Annotated in this window: 17 protein-coding genes, 12 tRNA genes and 1 rRNA gene; 7 read left to right on the forward strand and 23 right to left on the reverse strand. The window is 38.2% G+C overall.

Features of this window, described 5'->3' with window-relative positions; all coding sequences use genetic code 11:
* Positions 1-40: 40 nt before the first annotated feature.
* Positions 41-898 (forward strand): DUF975 family protein, encoded by an 858-nt coding sequence (locus tag CJ239_RS08925; protein ID WP_102211313.1) that lies wholly within the window; start codon positions 41-43, stop codon positions 896-898.
* 26 nt (positions 899-924) lie between these two features.
* Here the strand turns inward: CJ239_RS08925 and pcp are convergent, their stop codons facing one another.
* From pcp to CJ239_RS11865, 9 genes are all read right to left on the reverse strand, one after another.
* Entirely contained in the window at positions 925-1,569 is a 645-nt protein-coding gene (gene pcp, locus CJ239_RS08930) for a pyroglutamyl-peptidase I (protein WP_102211314.1), read from the reverse strand.
* A gap of 226 nt (positions 1,570-1,795) precedes the next feature.
* Positions 1,796-2,158 carry a DUF1304 domain-containing protein gene (locus CJ239_RS08935; protein ID WP_102211315.1) on the reverse strand — a complete coding sequence of 121 codons (363 nt, stop codon included), beginning with the start codon at positions 2,156-2,158 and terminating at the stop codon, positions 1,796-1,798.
* A gap of 10 nt (positions 2,159-2,168) precedes the next feature.
* On the reverse strand, positions 2,169-2,594 hold the full coding sequence (locus CJ239_RS08940) for a MarR family winged helix-turn-helix transcriptional regulator (protein ID WP_180958256.1): 426 nt from the start codon (positions 2,592-2,594) through the stop codon (positions 2,169-2,171).
* A gap of 320 nt (positions 2,595-2,914) precedes the next feature.
* A complete protein-coding gene (locus CJ239_RS08950) occupies positions 2,915-4,120 on the reverse strand; it encodes a LysM domain-containing protein (RefSeq protein WP_102211317.1) in 1,206 nt (401 codons plus the stop codon).
* A 165-nt stretch (positions 4,121-4,285) separates the two neighbouring features.
* A complete protein-coding gene (locus tag CJ239_RS08955) occupies positions 4,286-4,906 on the reverse strand; it encodes an HAD family hydrolase (RefSeq protein WP_102211318.1) in 621 nt (206 codons plus the stop codon).
* Positions 4,907-4,909: 3 nt separating this feature from the next.
* On the reverse strand, positions 4,910-6,190 hold the full coding sequence (locus CJ239_RS08960; RefSeq protein ID WP_102211319.1) for an MATE family efflux transporter: 1,281 nt from the start codon (positions 6,188-6,190) through the stop codon (positions 4,910-4,912).
* A 60-nt stretch (positions 6,191-6,250) separates the two neighbouring features.
* A complete protein-coding gene (gene thrC, locus CJ239_RS08965) occupies positions 6,251-7,735 on the reverse strand; it encodes a threonine synthase (RefSeq protein WP_102211320.1) in 1,485 nt (494 codons plus the stop codon).
* A 75-nt stretch (positions 7,736-7,810) separates the two neighbouring features.
* Positions 7,811-9,088, reverse strand: a complete 1,278-nt coding sequence (locus CJ239_RS08970) for a gamma-glutamylcysteine synthetase (protein ID WP_102211321.1) — start codon at positions 9,086-9,088, stop codon at positions 7,811-7,813.
* 314 nt (positions 9,089-9,402) lie between these two features.
* Positions 9,403-9,801 (reverse strand): hypothetical protein, encoded by a 399-nt coding sequence (locus tag CJ239_RS11865; RefSeq protein ID WP_009732039.1) that lies wholly within the window; start codon positions 9,799-9,801, stop codon positions 9,403-9,405.
* A 172-nt stretch (positions 9,802-9,973) separates the two neighbouring features.
* On the opposite strand from CJ239_RS11865, the gene CJ239_RS08980 reads away from it, so the two are divergent.
* Positions 9,974-10,300: a multidrug efflux SMR transporter gene (locus CJ239_RS08980; protein ID WP_009732038.1), complete on the forward strand. Its 327-nt coding sequence runs from the start codon at positions 9,974-9,976 to the stop codon at positions 10,298-10,300.
* A gap of 163 nt (positions 10,301-10,463) precedes the next feature.
* On the opposite strand, the gene CJ239_RS08985 is transcribed toward CJ239_RS08980, so the two are convergent.
* A complete protein-coding gene (locus tag CJ239_RS08985; RefSeq protein WP_000287814.1) occupies positions 10,464-10,910 on the reverse strand; it encodes a helix-turn-helix transcriptional regulator in 447 nt (148 codons plus the stop codon).
* 319 nt (positions 10,911-11,229) lie between these two features.
* Here CJ239_RS08985 and CJ239_RS08990 point away from each other — a divergent pair, with 319 nt between their 5' ends.
* From CJ239_RS08990 to CJ239_RS09010, 5 genes are read left to right on the forward strand one after another with little or no spacing between them, the layout of a single operon-like run.
* Positions 11,230-11,703, forward strand: coding sequence for a hypothetical protein (locus CJ239_RS08990; RefSeq protein ID WP_049502267.1), 474 nt, complete (start codon positions 11,230-11,232; stop codon positions 11,701-11,703).
* A gap of 40 nt (positions 11,704-11,743) precedes the next feature.
* Entirely contained in the window at positions 11,744-12,940 is a 1,197-nt protein-coding gene (locus CJ239_RS08995) for a replication initiation factor domain-containing protein (RefSeq protein WP_045616578.1), read from the forward strand.
* Positions 12,941-12,942: 2 nt separating this feature from the next.
* The gene (locus CJ239_RS09000) at positions 12,943-13,329 is read left to right on the forward strand and encodes a hypothetical protein (protein WP_001096843.1); all 387 of its coding nucleotides are present in this window, start codon (positions 12,943-12,945) and stop codon (positions 13,327-13,329) included.
* Between the two features lie 59 nt (positions 13,330-13,388).
* A complete protein-coding gene (locus CJ239_RS09005; protein ID WP_000598356.1) occupies positions 13,389-13,583 on the forward strand; it encodes a DUF3173 domain-containing protein in 195 nt (64 codons plus the stop codon).
* 3 nt (positions 13,584-13,586) lie between these two features.
* Entirely contained in the window at positions 13,587-14,720 is a 1,134-nt protein-coding gene (locus tag CJ239_RS09010) for a site-specific integrase (protein WP_049510267.1), read from the forward strand.
* 74 nt (positions 14,721-14,794) lie between these two features.
* On the opposite strand, the gene CJ239_RS09015 is transcribed toward CJ239_RS09010, so the two are convergent.
* The 13 genes from CJ239_RS09015 to rrf all read right to left on the reverse strand — a co-directional run bounded on the left by CJ239_RS09015 (position 14,795) and on the right by rrf (position 15,938).
* Positions 14,795-14,878: transfer RNA gene (locus tag CJ239_RS09015), tRNA-Leu, on the reverse strand.
* A 9-nt stretch (positions 14,879-14,887) separates the two neighbouring features.
* Positions 14,888-14,959: transfer RNA gene (locus CJ239_RS09020), tRNA-Gln, on the reverse strand.
* Positions 14,960-14,972: 13 nt separating this feature from the next.
* Positions 14,973-15,045: transfer RNA gene (locus CJ239_RS09025), tRNA-His, on the reverse strand.
* A gap of 14 nt (positions 15,046-15,059) precedes the next feature.
* Positions 15,060-15,130 (reverse strand) — tRNA-Trp (locus tag CJ239_RS09030).
* A 4-nt stretch (positions 15,131-15,134) separates the two neighbouring features.
* A tRNA-Tyr gene (locus CJ239_RS09035) sits at positions 15,135-15,215 on the reverse strand.
* A gap of 12 nt (positions 15,216-15,227) precedes the next feature.
* Positions 15,228-15,300: transfer RNA gene (locus CJ239_RS09040), tRNA-Phe, on the reverse strand.
* Between the two features lie 3 nt (positions 15,301-15,303).
* Positions 15,304-15,377 (reverse strand) — tRNA-Met (locus CJ239_RS09045).
* Positions 15,378-15,387: 10 nt separating this feature from the next.
* Positions 15,388-15,477 (reverse strand) — tRNA-Ser (locus tag CJ239_RS09050).
* 4 nt (positions 15,478-15,481) lie between these two features.
* A tRNA-Glu gene (locus CJ239_RS09055) sits at positions 15,482-15,553 on the reverse strand.
* Positions 15,554-15,561: 8 nt separating this feature from the next.
* A tRNA-Ile gene (locus CJ239_RS09060) sits at positions 15,562-15,635 on the reverse strand.
* A gap of 34 nt (positions 15,636-15,669) precedes the next feature.
* Positions 15,670-15,740, reverse strand: a tRNA-Gly gene (locus CJ239_RS09065).
* A 5-nt stretch (positions 15,741-15,745) separates the two neighbouring features.
* Positions 15,746-15,818 (reverse strand) — tRNA-Val (locus CJ239_RS09070).
* A gap of 4 nt (positions 15,819-15,822) precedes the next feature.
* Positions 15,823-15,938: ribosomal RNA gene (gene rrf / locus CJ239_RS09075) — 5S ribosomal RNA — on the reverse strand.
* Positions 15,939-16,080 lie beyond the last annotated feature (142 nt).

Here is a 16,080-nt window from a genome sequence, read left to right on the forward strand (position 1 = left end):
AATAATAGGACTGCTGAGCGAGTTGTGGTATAATGAGAGAATGAAATACCCAAAAATTGATTTAAAAACCATTCGTCTGCAGGCTAGACAATTTCAGGCTGAAAATCCCCGCCTCTTTCTCGTCTATCTCTTACCTAGCATGCTGGTCATCTTGTCTGGTTTCCTCAATCCCTTAGAGCGCATTAACGAGTCTATTTTAGAGCAATCCTTTTTAAGCGTGCTTGGTCATGTAACTCAAGCCTACCTTTTTCCACTATTAGTCTCCTTTATCGGAACCATACTTCTAACCAGTTCAGTCTATACAACCCTGAAACTCATCAAAAATCCTGATACAGAACTATCCGTCAAAAATAGTCTCACTCTCTTTAACGAAGAGCACTTTTCACAAACCTTTTTAACTCTTCTTCTCAAACGTTTCTACCTCTTCTTATGGAGCATTCCTAGTCTACTTGGGATTTACTTCCTCTTTTACAGTAGCTTTCTAGCAAAGAAATTCGTTGTCCTTCATCCTGAGTTTCCTAATCTGGATCTCACATCAATTGAAACCGAACGTTTCCTCATGACCTTTGCTCTTTACTTTCTAGCAAGTATCTTCTTGATGATGGTCGGAAATAGTCTCTATATTCCACAATACTATGCCTATTCGCAGGTAGAATTTCTCCTCTGTGATACCCTAGACTTAGGACAGGCCAAACCAGAACAAATCCTTAAAACCAGCCGTTTCCTGATGAAAGGCTACAAATTTCAACGCTTTGTCCTAGACTTACAACTCCTTCCTTGGTACTTCCTCAATTGGATTACCTTTGGAATTGCTAGTTTCTCACTCCTACCCTATATTCAAATCAATAAAATAATTTTCTACCGAGCAGTACTGGCTCGAAAACGTCCAAAAGCTTGAAGGTAACCCCTCAAGCTTTTTTTCTATCAATGAGTTTCTCCACCTACCAACTTGAGGTCCTGATCTCCATGTTCTATAATGGCGCCGATTGCTGCTTCTAGCCCTCGCCTAATATCCACTAAACTCATAGCTGGGGTAGTCGGTCTATTCACCACCTGTTCCATCATATAAGGAATATGCATAAACCCTGCCTTAACATGTGGAAATTTCTTTTCTACCAAATAGAGGGCCTGATACATCAAATGATTGCAGACAAAAGTCCCTGCCGTATTGGAAACAGAGGCCGGCAAACCCTCTTTTTTTATAGCTTGAACCATCGCTTTAATCGGCAGACTGCTAAAGTAGGCCGAAGCACCATCTGGGCGAATGGGAAGGTCAATCGGTTGATTGCCTTCATTATCTGGTATGCGTGCATCGTCCTGATTAATGGCCACTCGTTCAGGCGTCAAGCTAGTTCTTCCACCCGCTTGCCCGATACAAAGGACAAAGTCAGGTTGATAACGGTCCATCTCTTCTTCCAATACATGGGCCGATTTGTGAAAGACTGTTGGCACTTCTAGCCAACGAACCTCAGCACCATGAATTTCAGATGGTAAACCTTTAATGGCCTCCAAGGCTGGATTGATCTTTTCCCCTCCAAAGGGTTCAAAACCTGTCACTAATACTTTCATTTCTAACTCCTCAAAACCAATTCAATGAGACTTTTTTCTTAAAAACAAGTATAACATATTTCCCTTATTCTGGAGTGAAAAGGATTAGCGAGGCTAGAATTGGTCTCTGATACTCAATGAAAATCAAAGAGCAAACTAGGAAGCTAGCCGCAGGTTGCTCAAAGCACAGCTTTGAGGTTGCAGATAAAGCTGACATGGTTTGAAGAGATTTTCGAAGAGTATGAGTTTATTTAAAGAATAAAATACTAATCAAGGTCAAAATAGCTGGTCCACCTTGCTTCAAAATAATTTTCTTATCTGCTGTAAGAGAGCCATAAGCCGCAGCACCAATCACAAATAAAACAAAAATAGTCACAATTTCTAAATTCTGTGAGAAATAAATTCCATACAAGAGAAAGACTCCTAGCAAAGCATTATAAATCCCTTGATTTTTAAACAGTGAACTTACCGACGGACGAGCCAGTTCTTCCTTTTCCATGTTAAAGACACGACTAGTCGCAGCTGATCGCGTTGCAATACTTTCCAAATAAAAAATGTAAAAATGCTCCAAAGCAACAATCGTTGCTAAAATGATTGTCATAATTGACATCTATTTCTCCTTAAATTTCTATATTCTCAATACCCAAAACCAATTTATTTAATAAACGGCTGAGTTCTGTTCTTTCAGACTCTGTTAAGATACTTTCCATCTCTTCTTTAACCTTGATATGCTGCAGAGGCGGATTCACCACTAACTGCTCCTTGGCATACTTCGTAGCCTCTACCAACACTTCTCGCTGATTTTCAGGATTACGATGACGCTCCACCAAACCTTCCTTTTCCAGAATTTTGAAATGTCGGGTCAAAGCAGCCTGATCAATCTTCAAACGCTCCTGAACTGCTATTTGATTACAAGGGGAATGCTTCAGCAAAAATAATAAAATCTGATACCGTGTCAAACTAATCCCAAGTCTTTTTTCAAACAATTGCGTACTCGCTTGCTCAGACAAGCGGAGTTGATAAAGTAAATCTTGAATCTCTAACATTTCTTCCCTCTTTTTATTGACTTATCAATAGTTGACTAATCAATTATAATGCAAAGTAAAATAGATTGCAAGAATGTTGCTTGAATCATTACAAAATGCTAACTTCCATTTTCCATTCATATTGATACTCAATGAAAATCAAAGAGCAAAACTAGGAAGCTAACCACAGGTTGCTCAAAGCACAGCTTTGAGGTTGCAGATAAAACTGACGTGGTTTGAAGAGATTTTCGAAGAGTATGACAAAGAAAAAAACGAACGAGAATCGCTTTCTATCACGAAAGCTAGATCTCATTCGTCAAAATGATATTACAAAGTCTGATTTATCCATTCATTGAAACGTGAACGTGGTCATAGTGGTTTTCTGTCACGCTACCACGGTCTGGCATTGGGTTCCAAGTATTAGCTGGTCCATATTTGCTATCGAATAGAGCATAGAAACGTTGTTTCCAGATGATGTAACTAATGCCACGGCTGGCCATGTTTTGAATAGCGTATTCCGCAATCTTATCCCCTAGTTCTGAACCTTCTGGTACCATAAAGTCGATAGCCAAACCTTTTCCGTGATCTCCACTGTCTCCTGGACGGTAACCACTAAAGGATGTGATGCCAAACAAGTTAGCAATTTCTTCTTTAAAGGCAGCTGTTTGTGGTTGAAGGCCTGCATTTTCAGATTTCGCTACTGCCAGTCCAGCATAATCGGGCGCAGCTGGAGCCGCGTAAGTTGTTGAAGCTGTTTTCGCCTCTTCTGGTTGATAAGTAGAAACTACTGCTGTAGCTTCACTTGATGATGCTACTTCTTTTGCTTCTTCTGCACTTGTTGCAGTTGTTTCTGTTGTTTTTTCTTCTACTGGCCTTGTAGTTTCTTCCACTGTTGAAACTGCTTGTGGGCTTGCTTGTGTTTCTTGCTTCTCAGCTTGAGTCGTTGCCTGAGGAACTGCTTCTTCGACTGAACTGGTTGTTTCAGCTGTTTGTCCCTCTGAGACAGAAGTTCCTGTAGATACAGTGACTGCTTCAGAAGCAGTCACTGTATCTGTAACTTCTGAACTTGTTGCTACTTCTTTTGTACTTGTAGTTTCTACCGCTTTTGGAGCTTCTGCAATTGGTTGAGAGAGGTCTGCAACCTGAACAGTTTGATCATCAACGGTCACTTGATTGGTTGTCAAATCTGCTGTCGCAGTTGTCACTTCTTCACTAGAGTCTGCTTGAGGAGTTTGGATTTCAACTTCCGTTACTTCTTCTGCTTCATTGACAGTCGTTGTCAAAACAGTTTCTGGGAAAATCAAGTCCATATTCGTGATTTTATTCAAATTCGCAAGAACTGTGACATCTACACCTAAGGCTTCTGCAATTGTGCTCAAGGTATCACCATATTGAACGGTATAACTTGTTTTGTTATCCGTTTTAGTCAAATCATTTTGGATTTGCTCAACACTACGTGCAGTCCAAAGAACTTCTTCTGCTTGAGTTGCCAATACTGGGGCAAATGATAAGGCTACTGTTGAGGCTAATAATATTCTTTTCTTCATTCTTTCAAATTCCTTTCAAATGAGTACCTGTCTATCATAACACAAAAAATGCAGAAAAAAAGCCCTCTCGGGCCTATTTAATAGAACTGTCTATTCCTTGTAACAAACTCGGTTACTTGAAATAGTTTGTTAGGTCTCTGTCACAAAACTGACACAATCTTATCGTCACTTTCCTTCAAAAATATAAGGAATATCTGCTAACGCTTGAATCCTGTGATTGCCTTCATAAGACGATTCTAAAAAGTTGATACTTTGAATTCTACTATTCTGGGCAAATTCCACATCCAGAGTCCGATCCCCTATATAATAGGTCTTCTCAGAATCCAACTGATACTTGCCTAACAGATAAGTAGCCGCTTCTGAACTTGGCTTCCGCGCAAAGCCACTCTGACTGGTTAAAATCTCAGTGAAATAGGACTCCAAACCCAAGTTCCTGAGAATGGTAAAAGCATTGTCTCCCTTATGAGTATAAATAAAGTTCCGAATCCCTACTTGGTCTGTCCAATCCAACACATCACGCGCACCTGGCATCAAGACTACCTGAGCATTCTTCTCAGCCAAACTCTGGGCACGCACCTGATTTAGCACCTCGACATCCAGATTTCTATCTTCTGCCACCCGCGCAAGCAAATCTTGCACCGAATACTTGAGGATAAACTCTCTCACCTGCTCCTTATCATAAGGAATAGAAAATTGAGCATAGGTCTCCTCAATCCCTGATAAAATCGCTTCATAAGAGTCCAATAAAGTCCCGTCTAAATCCCAAATAAAAGCTGTTTTTTGCATTTCCTATCCTTTCAAGATCATATAGCGCTGGTAACGATAGCGTAGAAATAACCAGCGAAAACCATTATCCAAAAGGGTTCCGGCCCAAATACCGGGTAAGCCCCAACCAAGAACAATCCCCATCAGATATCCTGTTCCAATGCGGATACACCACATTCCTATACTTGTCGCATAAAAGGGAAGTCGAGAATTTCCCAAACCTTGCCAGACTGCTGTATAGATGACTGTTCCTATCGTCATAGGAGTACCAAGTAGTGAAAAAAGTGTCACTAGAACACTAGCCTTCACCGCTAGAGAATCAGTCGTATAGAGATGAGTTAGTGGTATACCCAAAGCATAGATACTGAAGGTCAAGGGTAACATGAGGACCAGAGAAAGCCAAAAGGCTTGTTTACTCAACTTATCTACTCTATTCCAATTATCCTCTCCAACCGCTCGAGCCACCAGCATGACCGTTGCCGTAGCAACGCCAAAGGCAGGCATATAGTTAAACTGAGTCAAGACTTCTCCGATTGCATTCCCAGCAACTGCCTCCGTCCCAAAAGAAACGACCAAGGCAATGATCACTACATCTCCAGCTCGCATCATAAGCCGCTCTCCAGCTGCTGGTATTGCCAAGGTCAACAGTTCCTTATCTAAACCAAAAGACGGTTTCATATAAGGAAGTTTTAATTGTGACCACAAAATTATAAGACCGACCAAACGAGACAGAATAGTCCCCCAAGCAACACCAGCTATCCCCATATCAAGGATAAAAATAGCTAGACTGGAAAAAAGAATATTCAAGGCATTGGATAAGAGACTCACATAGAGGGGCAGACGTGGATTATGCGTTGCACGAATCAAGGCTCCCAAGCTAGTCATTAATCCCAAAAGAACAATCGATCCGCCTACCAAAGATAGATAGAGTCCACCACTCTCAGCTACATCCTTCTCCGTGCCCAATAGTTCAATCATCTCTTGCCCAGCGAAGATAGACAAAGCTCCTAAAAGGAAACTTAATAGTAAAGTAATTTTCAACGCCTCAGTCACATGATAGGCTAGCTTAGACTGATTCTTCTGCCCCAAACTTTTTGAAATAACACTAGAAATAGCTGCCCCAAGAGCAATGAAAATCGCTTGGTAAATGGTGATGATATTACCAGCGACTGATACACCTGAAATAGCTATCAGTCCTAAATGAGCAACCAAATAACTGTCCACCATTCCCATGAGCATTTGTAAAAAGTTTTCACCCATAGCTGGTAGTGCAATATTAAGAATATCTTTATTTTTCTTAAACAATCCTTCCTCCTGATGAAAAGAAACTCAGTTGGTTTCCCAACCGAGTTTACTCCCTCTGTCTTAAAGTCCTAGATAAGCTTCAACCGCTGCTTGCATGTCAGTAGCTGCTACTGTTGTTTTATGACGAACTGGAGCTGTTTCAAGGCCATCAACTGCTGGTGGCACTGCCACTCCTGAAATGTCATGTAATTGAGCCAAGGCTTCAAAATCAGTTAAGCCTGCTTTTCCTGTTACAGCTTCTACTGCAACCACTGGGAACTTGTATGGACTAGCTGTTGATGCAATTACTGTCTTAGTCGCATCGCCAGTAGCAGCTTGGTATTTCTTATAAACTGCTGAAGCAACCGCCGTATGTGGATCCTCGATATAAGAATCTGATTCATAAACACGCTTGATTTCTGCCGCTGTTTCTTCCTCAGTCGCATATTCAGCTGCAAAGAGCTCCAGAATCTCTACATCAAAATCAGTCAATTCATATTGTCCTTTTGTATTCAAGGCATTCATGAGTTCAGCTGTCTTAATCGCATCATTACCCAAAAGATGGAAAATCAAACGTTCCAAGTTTGAAGATACCAGGATATCCATAGATGGACTAGTTGTTACTTTAAACTCACGTTTCTTGTCGTAAACACGGGTCTTGAAGAAGTCTGTCAAAACATTGTTGTCATTTGAAGCACAGATTAATCTGCCAACTGGCAAACCAATTTGTTTAGCATAAAAGGCAGCCAAGATATTTCCAAAGTTTCCTGTTGGTACTGTGAAGTTGACCTTATCACCAGCCACAATTTCACCAGCCTTAACCAACTGAGCGTAAGCATAAACATAATAAACAATCTGTGGTACCAAACGACCAATGTTCATAGAGTTAGCTGATGAAAATTGCAACTTGTTGGCAGCTAATTTTTCACGAAGGGCCAGATCGTTAAACATATGCTTCACATTTGTTTGGGCATCATCAAAGTTACCATCAATCGCGATAACATGGGTATTCTCACCAGTCTGAGTGGTCATTTGCAACTCTTGTACCTTGCTGACACCATCCTTTGGATAAAAGACGATAATTTCAGTACCTGGAACATCTGCGAAGCCTGCCATAGCGGCTTTCCCAGTATCACCAGATGTAGCTGTCAAAATGACGATTTTGTTCTCCAAGCCATGTTTCTTAGCAGCAGTCGTCATAAAGTATGGCAGGATAGACAAGGCCATATCCTTGAAGGCAATCGTTGAACCATGGAACAGTTCCAAGTTGTATTGACCGTCTAATTTCACCAAAGGCGCTATAGCTGGAGTATCAAACTTGCTATCGTAGGCATTGTTGATACAGTAGTCCAACTCCTCAGCTGTAAAGTCATCTAAAAAGACTGACAAAACTAACTTAGCAACTTCTTGGTAAGAAGCATCTTTCAATTTGTCAAAGTCCAAATCTACCTTTGGATAAGTAACTGGTGTAAACAAACCACCGTCCGTAGCCAAACCTTGCAAAATAGCTTGGCTGGCAGTTACTGTATTGTTGGCATCACGCGTTGATTGATAAACTAATGTCATTACTCTCTATCCTTTATCTATAGTCTCTTCCATTATATCATGATTTTTCAGAAAATTCTCCCTTTATAAGAGAAATTATAGTCCCAATTCTTCTTTCAAAGGCTCTAAATAGATTGTTTCTTGCTTATTTCTCATCTTCAGTCCTTTCTCAGCTAGCAAGAGTAAGTCTTTGGAAAATTCAATAATTGCAGTTTCTTCCTCACCTGTAAGCTTTTTCTTAGAAAATTGTCGCCTTAAAAACTTATAATTTCGCCCAAATTCTTTAAAGAAAGGTGCTGTTTCTAAGTAAGCTTCTAACTTATCTAAATTAACCAACAATCCCAAGTGAAAAGCTGCTGAAGCGAAGGTTCTATCTAGAGGCTGAGTACACACACTACGAAACTCAACTGTTCCACGAGTCGTTAAGTCTTGGTACTGATAACTACGATGAGTTTCAAAATCCTTCTCTTGGGAGTAAATAATAACCTCATCCCCATTAAGAGCATATGCTTGGATTTCAGGTGTAGCCAAATAGTCCCCAGCCTGAATCGGATAAAAATAATAGGTTTGCCCATCACGTTCCGCAGTAAAAATTGCAGAATGATCTAGATAGTCAAAAAAATCATCCTCATCTTTAAAGAGTCTAGCATTGACACCAACATTCTCTGGATAGATACCATGCATAGATTCTTCCCAGAAAATATCCCTTGAGATTTTCGTATCCCAATCCGCACCTGTAAACTCAGAGTTTGCAAACAAATAAGCTTTAGCTGCTTCAATTTGGGTAAAAGCATTAATCACCCGTAAGTAATTGGATTTTGAAACATCCAACTGAACCTGACTCCCACAAATAAACGCTCCGTATTCAGGGAATTGATGTAAGTCCGATTTAGTCACATTCCTACTCAAATTCAAATAATCCATCAACATCTGATAGCGTGGATAAGCCACTGGACAATTCTCATTTTTATCCCAGTTGGGATGAATACCACAGCCAACAATAGCATGATTTGATTCAGCTAACTTCTTCTGGATTGCTTCCATATAAATACTAAAACGTTCTTCAACCTCTTGTATCGTTTTAGCCTTACCAAATGCAAACTCAATCGTTGTATAGGAAACTTCAAACAGAATAGCATCTTGACTTACTGGATCTACTAACTGGATAGGATTTCCAAAATCATCTACCTTTTCGATAACAAAATCCAAAGTAGAAACTAAATATCGGAATAAGTACATAATAACTTCAATATCTGTAGCATCCCCTTCCAAGTTTACAACAGGATATTCCAGTTCAACCCCAATAAACAATTCAAGATTTTCTTTAATATTTTTCAAATACCGATGTTTTAATAAATCGATAGAACGAGACATACTTCCCTACACTTTCATAATCTAAATAAAATTTGAATAAGTATTATTATACCAAAAATAATACAAAAAAGGAACGAAGATTTACAACGTTCCTTAACTCTATACTATACCGGCGGCCGGGGTCGAACCGGCACGTCCTTGCGGACACTGGATTTTGAGTCTAATATTATTAGTTTTAAATCTCAGAAATATTGATTTTATAAGCTTTTTTTCCATAATATTTTTTAAAACTTAGTATCACTTCCAAAGTTTAGATACTTTTTAGTAACTATAAAATGCTAGAAAGTATACTCCTTATTAAAAAGAGTTTTGGACTAGTTTTGTGCAATTTTATTACCCATATCCGTAATAAGAGAGGCTAAATTAATTGCCTTTAATGATTGTAGAAATTGGTTGTGAATATCATTAGACACATAACCAGCTAGCAAAATATGCTCAGCCATGTCATATTGCTTAATCAAGAGAATCTTATCATGTTTTTCATTAAATAAAATCGCACTAATTGCTGTATTAAAGACTGGAAAACGAAAACTCGCACATTGTGAACAATAAGGAATATCTCCCTCATCTTTTAAAAATTTTTTCTCCAAAGGATGCCCACATTCGGGACAACAAGTCATTGTTTTGTCAAATATAGAAACCTCTTTTTTAAAGTTCTTAAAAGTAATTTTACCAGTAAAATCGAGACCACGCAAGACATTGAAATAAATCAAGACTTTTTTTAAAATTTATCTTATGATATAATAAACTTATCAGCTATTGGTTCTGAAAAAGTGTCTGCCACAGTTTTACTACAAATTCTCATGACTTGTGCCAAGATTTATAAAAAACGGATAGCTATAATAGCTCTTAGAGCAAAAACATGACATATAGGAGGTTAAAGACATGTCATACTTTTATCTTTTTATCGCCATTGTAGGAGAGATATTGGGAACTAACCTTTTGAAATTATCAGACGGTTTTACAAAGCCTATTCCAACCGTTTCTGCCCTACTTAGCTATGGCGTTTGTTTCTATTTCCTCTCACTAGCAATGCAAAAAATTCCTTTAGGAATAGCTTATGCAACATGGTCAGCTGTCGGTTTAGTTTTGACAGCCTCTATCGCAGTAATGATTTTCAAAGAAACACTAAATGTTTATAGCATTATCGGTTTAATTTTGATTATCATTGGTGTTGTCATGGTTAACTTATTAGGAAATGCAGGACATTAATAAAACCGGCTCTATACTATTTGTAGTGGGTAAATCCCCTATGGATATTATGGAGCCTATTTTGTTGTAGAAAAAAAGTTCCATAAGAACTATAATGAAAAGCTAGAATTCTGTCAATATTTTGGACACATTTTGGGAGGGAATTTTGAAGACTAGCGTCCTCCTAATTTTCCCAATAAGTTTTAACTTCTTCAAAAATCTTATTCAAAAGTTCTGCATCTTTTTCTGACAACTGATTTTTTTCTATAACTCTATCTTTTAGTTCTGTTGCCTTTATTTTATTTCTTGCCACCGAAACTGCTATTGAATGTTTCAAAATATCAAACTCATCCTTTGAAAAGTTTGCAATATTGGTAAGATCTAATTGTTCTAGAGGTAAACTACTGATAATTGAATAAGGTTTTTGTCCCAGCAAATAATCTGTAGTAGTCCCAAAGATATTTGCTAATTTCACAACGAATTCTAATCCTGGTTCTAACGTTCCATTCTCCCACCGAGAATATGTCCCTTGTTGAACTCCAATTAATTCCGATATTTGTACTTGAGTTAACTTTTTTGATTTTCTGAGAGTTTTTAACCTCTCTGAAAATTTATAATCCTCTGTATACATAATTCTCCTATAGATATTCTTATTCGTATATTTTAGCTTGACAAAATATTCTAAACGGTATAAAATAGAATTATTCCATAAGGAATATTTATTTTGAGATTGAATATTCCATTGAGAATATTATAGCATAAAAGGAGGTAAAAGCGTATGTAACTAGTAGTCGATTTAAAAAATTTTAATAAAGGAGGTAGGATTCGACAAAATAAAAAATCTTGAAACAAATGTGCCGTTCGTTCCAAGATCAAAACATATTATGTAACAATTATACCACAGAAAACTCTTCAGTTGCACAAGAAAATTTCGGAGGTTTCACAAAAAGATGACCAATAAAGAGTTAGTCAATCAAATTTCTGGCCTAAACTCTACCTCTACTCTTAAAAATTGGATTCAACTGATTAGAGAGATAAGTGGCAAGGAATTTAAGAAAATTAAAATTCCTATCAGTAGAAATCCAAGAACTCATCAATTAAGTTATACAGTTGCCTATGACTTTACAGACGAAGACCTTAGACAATTTCAAAAGTTAGCTAACCTAAAACTTGAAATAGGTCTCAAAGAGGCTATACAAGCCGTATTTGGGAGTCTAGCAGATAATGAGCAAGAATCCCTAAACCAAGTAATAGATGAGCTCTACGATGAACTGAGCGCCTTGAAACAGGAATTTAAACGAGAAATACGACTGATAAAAATTGAGAATTCCAACCTAAAAAAGAAAATCCAAGATATTGAAGAGTCGATGCAAACCGGCTTACTAGGGTTTGTTAACAAGAGGTCAAAAAATAGGTTCGGCTAATAGCGAGTTTTCGGCTGAGCCATGAGGCAGAAAGCCGAAAATGAGCGTAGATGCGGACGGACCATTTTTGACCGATAGGGTGTGTAGTAACACCACCCTCTGCAAGTTAGGTGTACCATCGAAAGAATTCAGTATTTCCAAGGGTTTCGGAGATTTTAAGGGTGGCAAAATTAAGCAAAAAGTTGAATCAAAATCTATGGCAAAAAATGAACATTTACGTTCTGTATTTGACTGGATTCAAATTCAGTTTGATAAGACTGAATTTTCGCCAAGAGAAATAATCGAAGACATTCTATTTCTTGACTATGACCTATTTATTGAGAATAAAGGGAGCCTTAAATACTATAACTATGATAGCCAGCTTCATTATGGGAATATCCGTATCTACTATGGAGCGAAAGAGTCGTCCTACATGCTTGTCATGTCAGGACAGGCACTCGAGTTCTATAGAGATATGGTATTAGATCCAAATAGTCTGTCCGAAAGACAGTTTTTGAACAACCTCTACTACAATTACAATCATTTTTCAGTAAGACGAATTGATATTGCAATAGATGATTTTAATGAAACACCCTATTTCACTCCTAATCAGCTTCTAAAGATTTGTCAGAAGAAACGCTTTATATATGGAAAAAGCACCTACTACAATACCTACGGAGATGAAACAATCGGCCAGACCTTATATTTGAGAAAACCCAATGATGACGAAAGACTTAGAATTTACGATAAACGCTTAGAACGAGCTGAGAAGCTCGGTATCAGCAAGCGGTATATAGAAAATTGGATAAGAACTGAGTTAGAACTTAGGAAAGAAAAAGCTCACTACTTCATTCAAGAATGGTTGCATTCAGAAATAGATCTTCTCAACTTTACCAAGGGATATCTCAAAGAAAAAGTGAGGTTCTATAGTGATAGCTATTTCTCAAAACCTTTGAGATCTTGGGAAAAGTTTTTAGGCCATTCAAAACCCGTCTCTATCATTATTTCAAAATCAAAAACAGAACTAGAACAAAAATTAGAATGGTTTACCTATAAAGGTTCAGGAGCTATTCTAAAAGCGTATAAATTTCTATACGACAATAACTTACTGCATGAGTATGAGAAAGCTAACTATCTCGCACTCAACAATATGGAATATCCACCAGATTTAGCAAGTGGATTAATAGAAAGAGCAATACTCTTTAAACGAGAGGATTTGATCCCTACAATCAAAGAAAATATTAAAAGGAGAAATTAACTATGGCAAAAATGCTTTCACAAAATGACTGGAATTTTAATAACATTGGAACAAAATTTGAATTGGATGAAGTCATTCCAAAATTTGAAACGGAAGTCCGAGCAGATGCAAACGGAGAAATTATCAAAAACCGAGATGGTAGCGAAAGACGTTTTAATACCGATAAAATCATTGGTTGGAAATACAATGTAACAATCAAGGATGGACAATTCAAAAAGAAATCAACCCAAGTCTCAGTAGACAATCCAGATGCCTTGGTTGATAATGACTATATCCAAGCAATGGATGAAGTACCAGTTACATTTGACAATTTACAAGCTACTATGATTAGCACGACAATGTATTACAAGGCTGATGCTATCCATTTAGTAGATGTAAAACAAAAATAAGTAAAATACAAGGGGAGTTAATCCTCCCCTTAGTTAATCTAATTAGAAAAGGAGATCACATGATTAAAACTGTAACAAAAGATGACCTTATCGAACTTGGATTTGCTCCAGGAACTGCAAGAAAGATTATCCATACCGGCAAATTACTATTAGTGAATCGTGGTTTTAACATCTATGATAACAAACGTATTGGTACAATTCCAGCCAGTGTCGCTGAAGAACTATTAGGAATTGAACTCCAGAAAGAAGCATAATGAATGACTATTCGTAAAACTAAAAGTGGTAAATGGACCGTTGATGTTTCTAATGGATTCCACCCAGTCACACAAAAAAGAATACGTATCATTCGGAAAGGATTAAAATCTAAAAAGGAAGCCCTAGAGCTAGAACAACATATTCGAATTGTAGAATTGAAAGAAAAACAATTTGACTTTGTAGTGACAACAGATATGTTATTCGACTTACTTGAAGAAGATGATCTGAAAAATGGCAGAAAAATAAGCTATACAAGTACACAAAGAAACAATTATGAGCGTCATATTAAGCCTTATTTTAAAGATACAAATTTAAATAAATTAACGTATGACCATATATTCGAATTTCGTGAATACCTAAAAACAAAACCTAAAAAACAAAATGAAAATGAAACATTAAGTTACAATACAATTAATAAAATTCTAATTCTACTTAAAAAAATTTTTGATACTGGTATAAGAAAATCCCTCATTGATAAAAATCCTGTTGAGAATCTGAGAAAATTACCAATTAGGAAGCCTAATATCAAATTTTGGAGTATAGAAGAATTCACGAGATTTAGAGAACTTATTCAAGATGATGAAATAAGCTATGACCTGTTTTTCGTGATTGCTTTCTTTACTGGGATGAGAATGGGAGAAATCCTCGCATTGAACTGGAATGATATAGATCTTTTAACAAATACAATATACGTTACCAAAACGGTATACTTTGTCAATAATACAAGCTACATTAATACAACAAAAACACGATCAGGAACTAGAAATATAACAATAAATCAGAAATTAGCAGAAATGCTAATAGATTGGAAAGTAAAACAAAAAGAAAAACTTGAGGAATTTACGAAAAATACTGAAGAACTACAAATAATACAGAGTACGCCAATAACAATTACAAAAAATATGATTGATAAGAAGTTTAAGCAAATACTAGAAAGGGATAAAGATTTAAAGAAAATAAGAATTCATGATTTGAGACACTCTCATGCATCATTACTTATAAATCAAGGAGAAGATTATCTTGTTGTCAAAGAAAGATTAGGACACGCATCCATTACAACAACAATTGATACTTATTCTCATTTGTACCCTAGCAAACAGAAAACATTGGCTAATAAACTTGATGATTTATTTTAAAATGGAAAAAATTGGTAACTCGACACACAACAAAGAAAAAAAGACAAGGTCCGAAAACCTTGTCTTTAATACTATACCGGCGGCCGGGGTCGAACCGGCACGTCCTTGCGGACACTGGATTTTGAGTCCAGCGCGTCTGCCAATTCCGCCACGCCGGCAAATAGTAACTGGGGTAGCTGGATTCGAACCAACGCATGAGGGAGTCAAAGTCCCTTGCCTTACCGCTTGGCTATACCCCAATAATATAAAATAGGCGAGTGATGGGGATCGAACCCACGCATGCCAGAGCCACAATCTGGTGTGTTAACCACTTCACCACACCCGCCATAATTTTATTAACACGGGCAGTAGGAATTGAACCCACACTGAAGGTTTTGGAGACCTTAGTTCTACCTTTAAACTATGCCCGTAAAATGGAAGGGGAGGGATTCGAACCCCCGAACCCGAAGGAGCGGATTTACAGTCCGCCGCGTTTAGCCTCTTCGCTACCCTTCCAAAATATATAAATGGCGCGAGACGGAATCGAACCGCCGACACATGGAGCTTCAATCCATTGCTCTACCAACTGAGCTACCGAGCCTTATTGCGGGAGCAGGATTTGAACCTACGACCTTCGGGTTATGAGCCCGACGAGCTACCGAGCTGCTCCATCCCGCGTTAATGAAAAAGGAGGATGTGGGATTCGAACCCACGCACGCTTTTACACGCCTGACGGTTTTCAAGACCGTTCCCTTCAGCCGGACTTGGGTAATCCTCCAAAATAGTCCGTACGGGATTCGAACCCGTGTTACCGCCGTGAAAAGGCGGTGTCTTAACCCCTTGACCAACGGACCAAACTTTATGGGCACGAGTGGACTCGAACCACCGACCTCACGCTTATCAGGCGTGCGCTCTAACCACCTGAGCTACGCGCCCAAGTTAAAAACTTGGTATTTTGAACAAAGTTCAAAGCGGGTGACGAGAATCGAACTCGCGACAACAGCTTGGAAGGCTGTAGTTTTACCACTAAACTACACCCGCTTAAATGGGAGTTAACGGGATCGAACCGCTGACCCTCTGCTTGTAAGGCAGATGCTCTCCCAGCTGAGCTAAACTCCCTAGAGCTAAGCGACTTCCATATCTCACAGGGGGCAACCCCCAACTACTTCCGGCGTTCTAGGGCTTAACTTCTGTGTTCGGCATGGGTACAGGTGTATCTCCTAGGCTATCGTCACTTAACTCTGAGTAATACCTACTCAAAATTGAATATCTATTCAAATCAAGAAAACCGTGCGCTTTCATATTCTCAGTTACTTTGGATAAGTCCTCGAGCTATTAGTATTAGTCCGCTACATGTGTCGCCACACTTCCACTTCTAACC

It is taken from the genome of Streptococcus sp. UMB0029, assembly GCF_002871495.1.
Taxonomy (GTDB): domain Bacteria; phylum Bacillota; class Bacilli; order Lactobacillales; family Streptococcaceae; genus Streptococcus.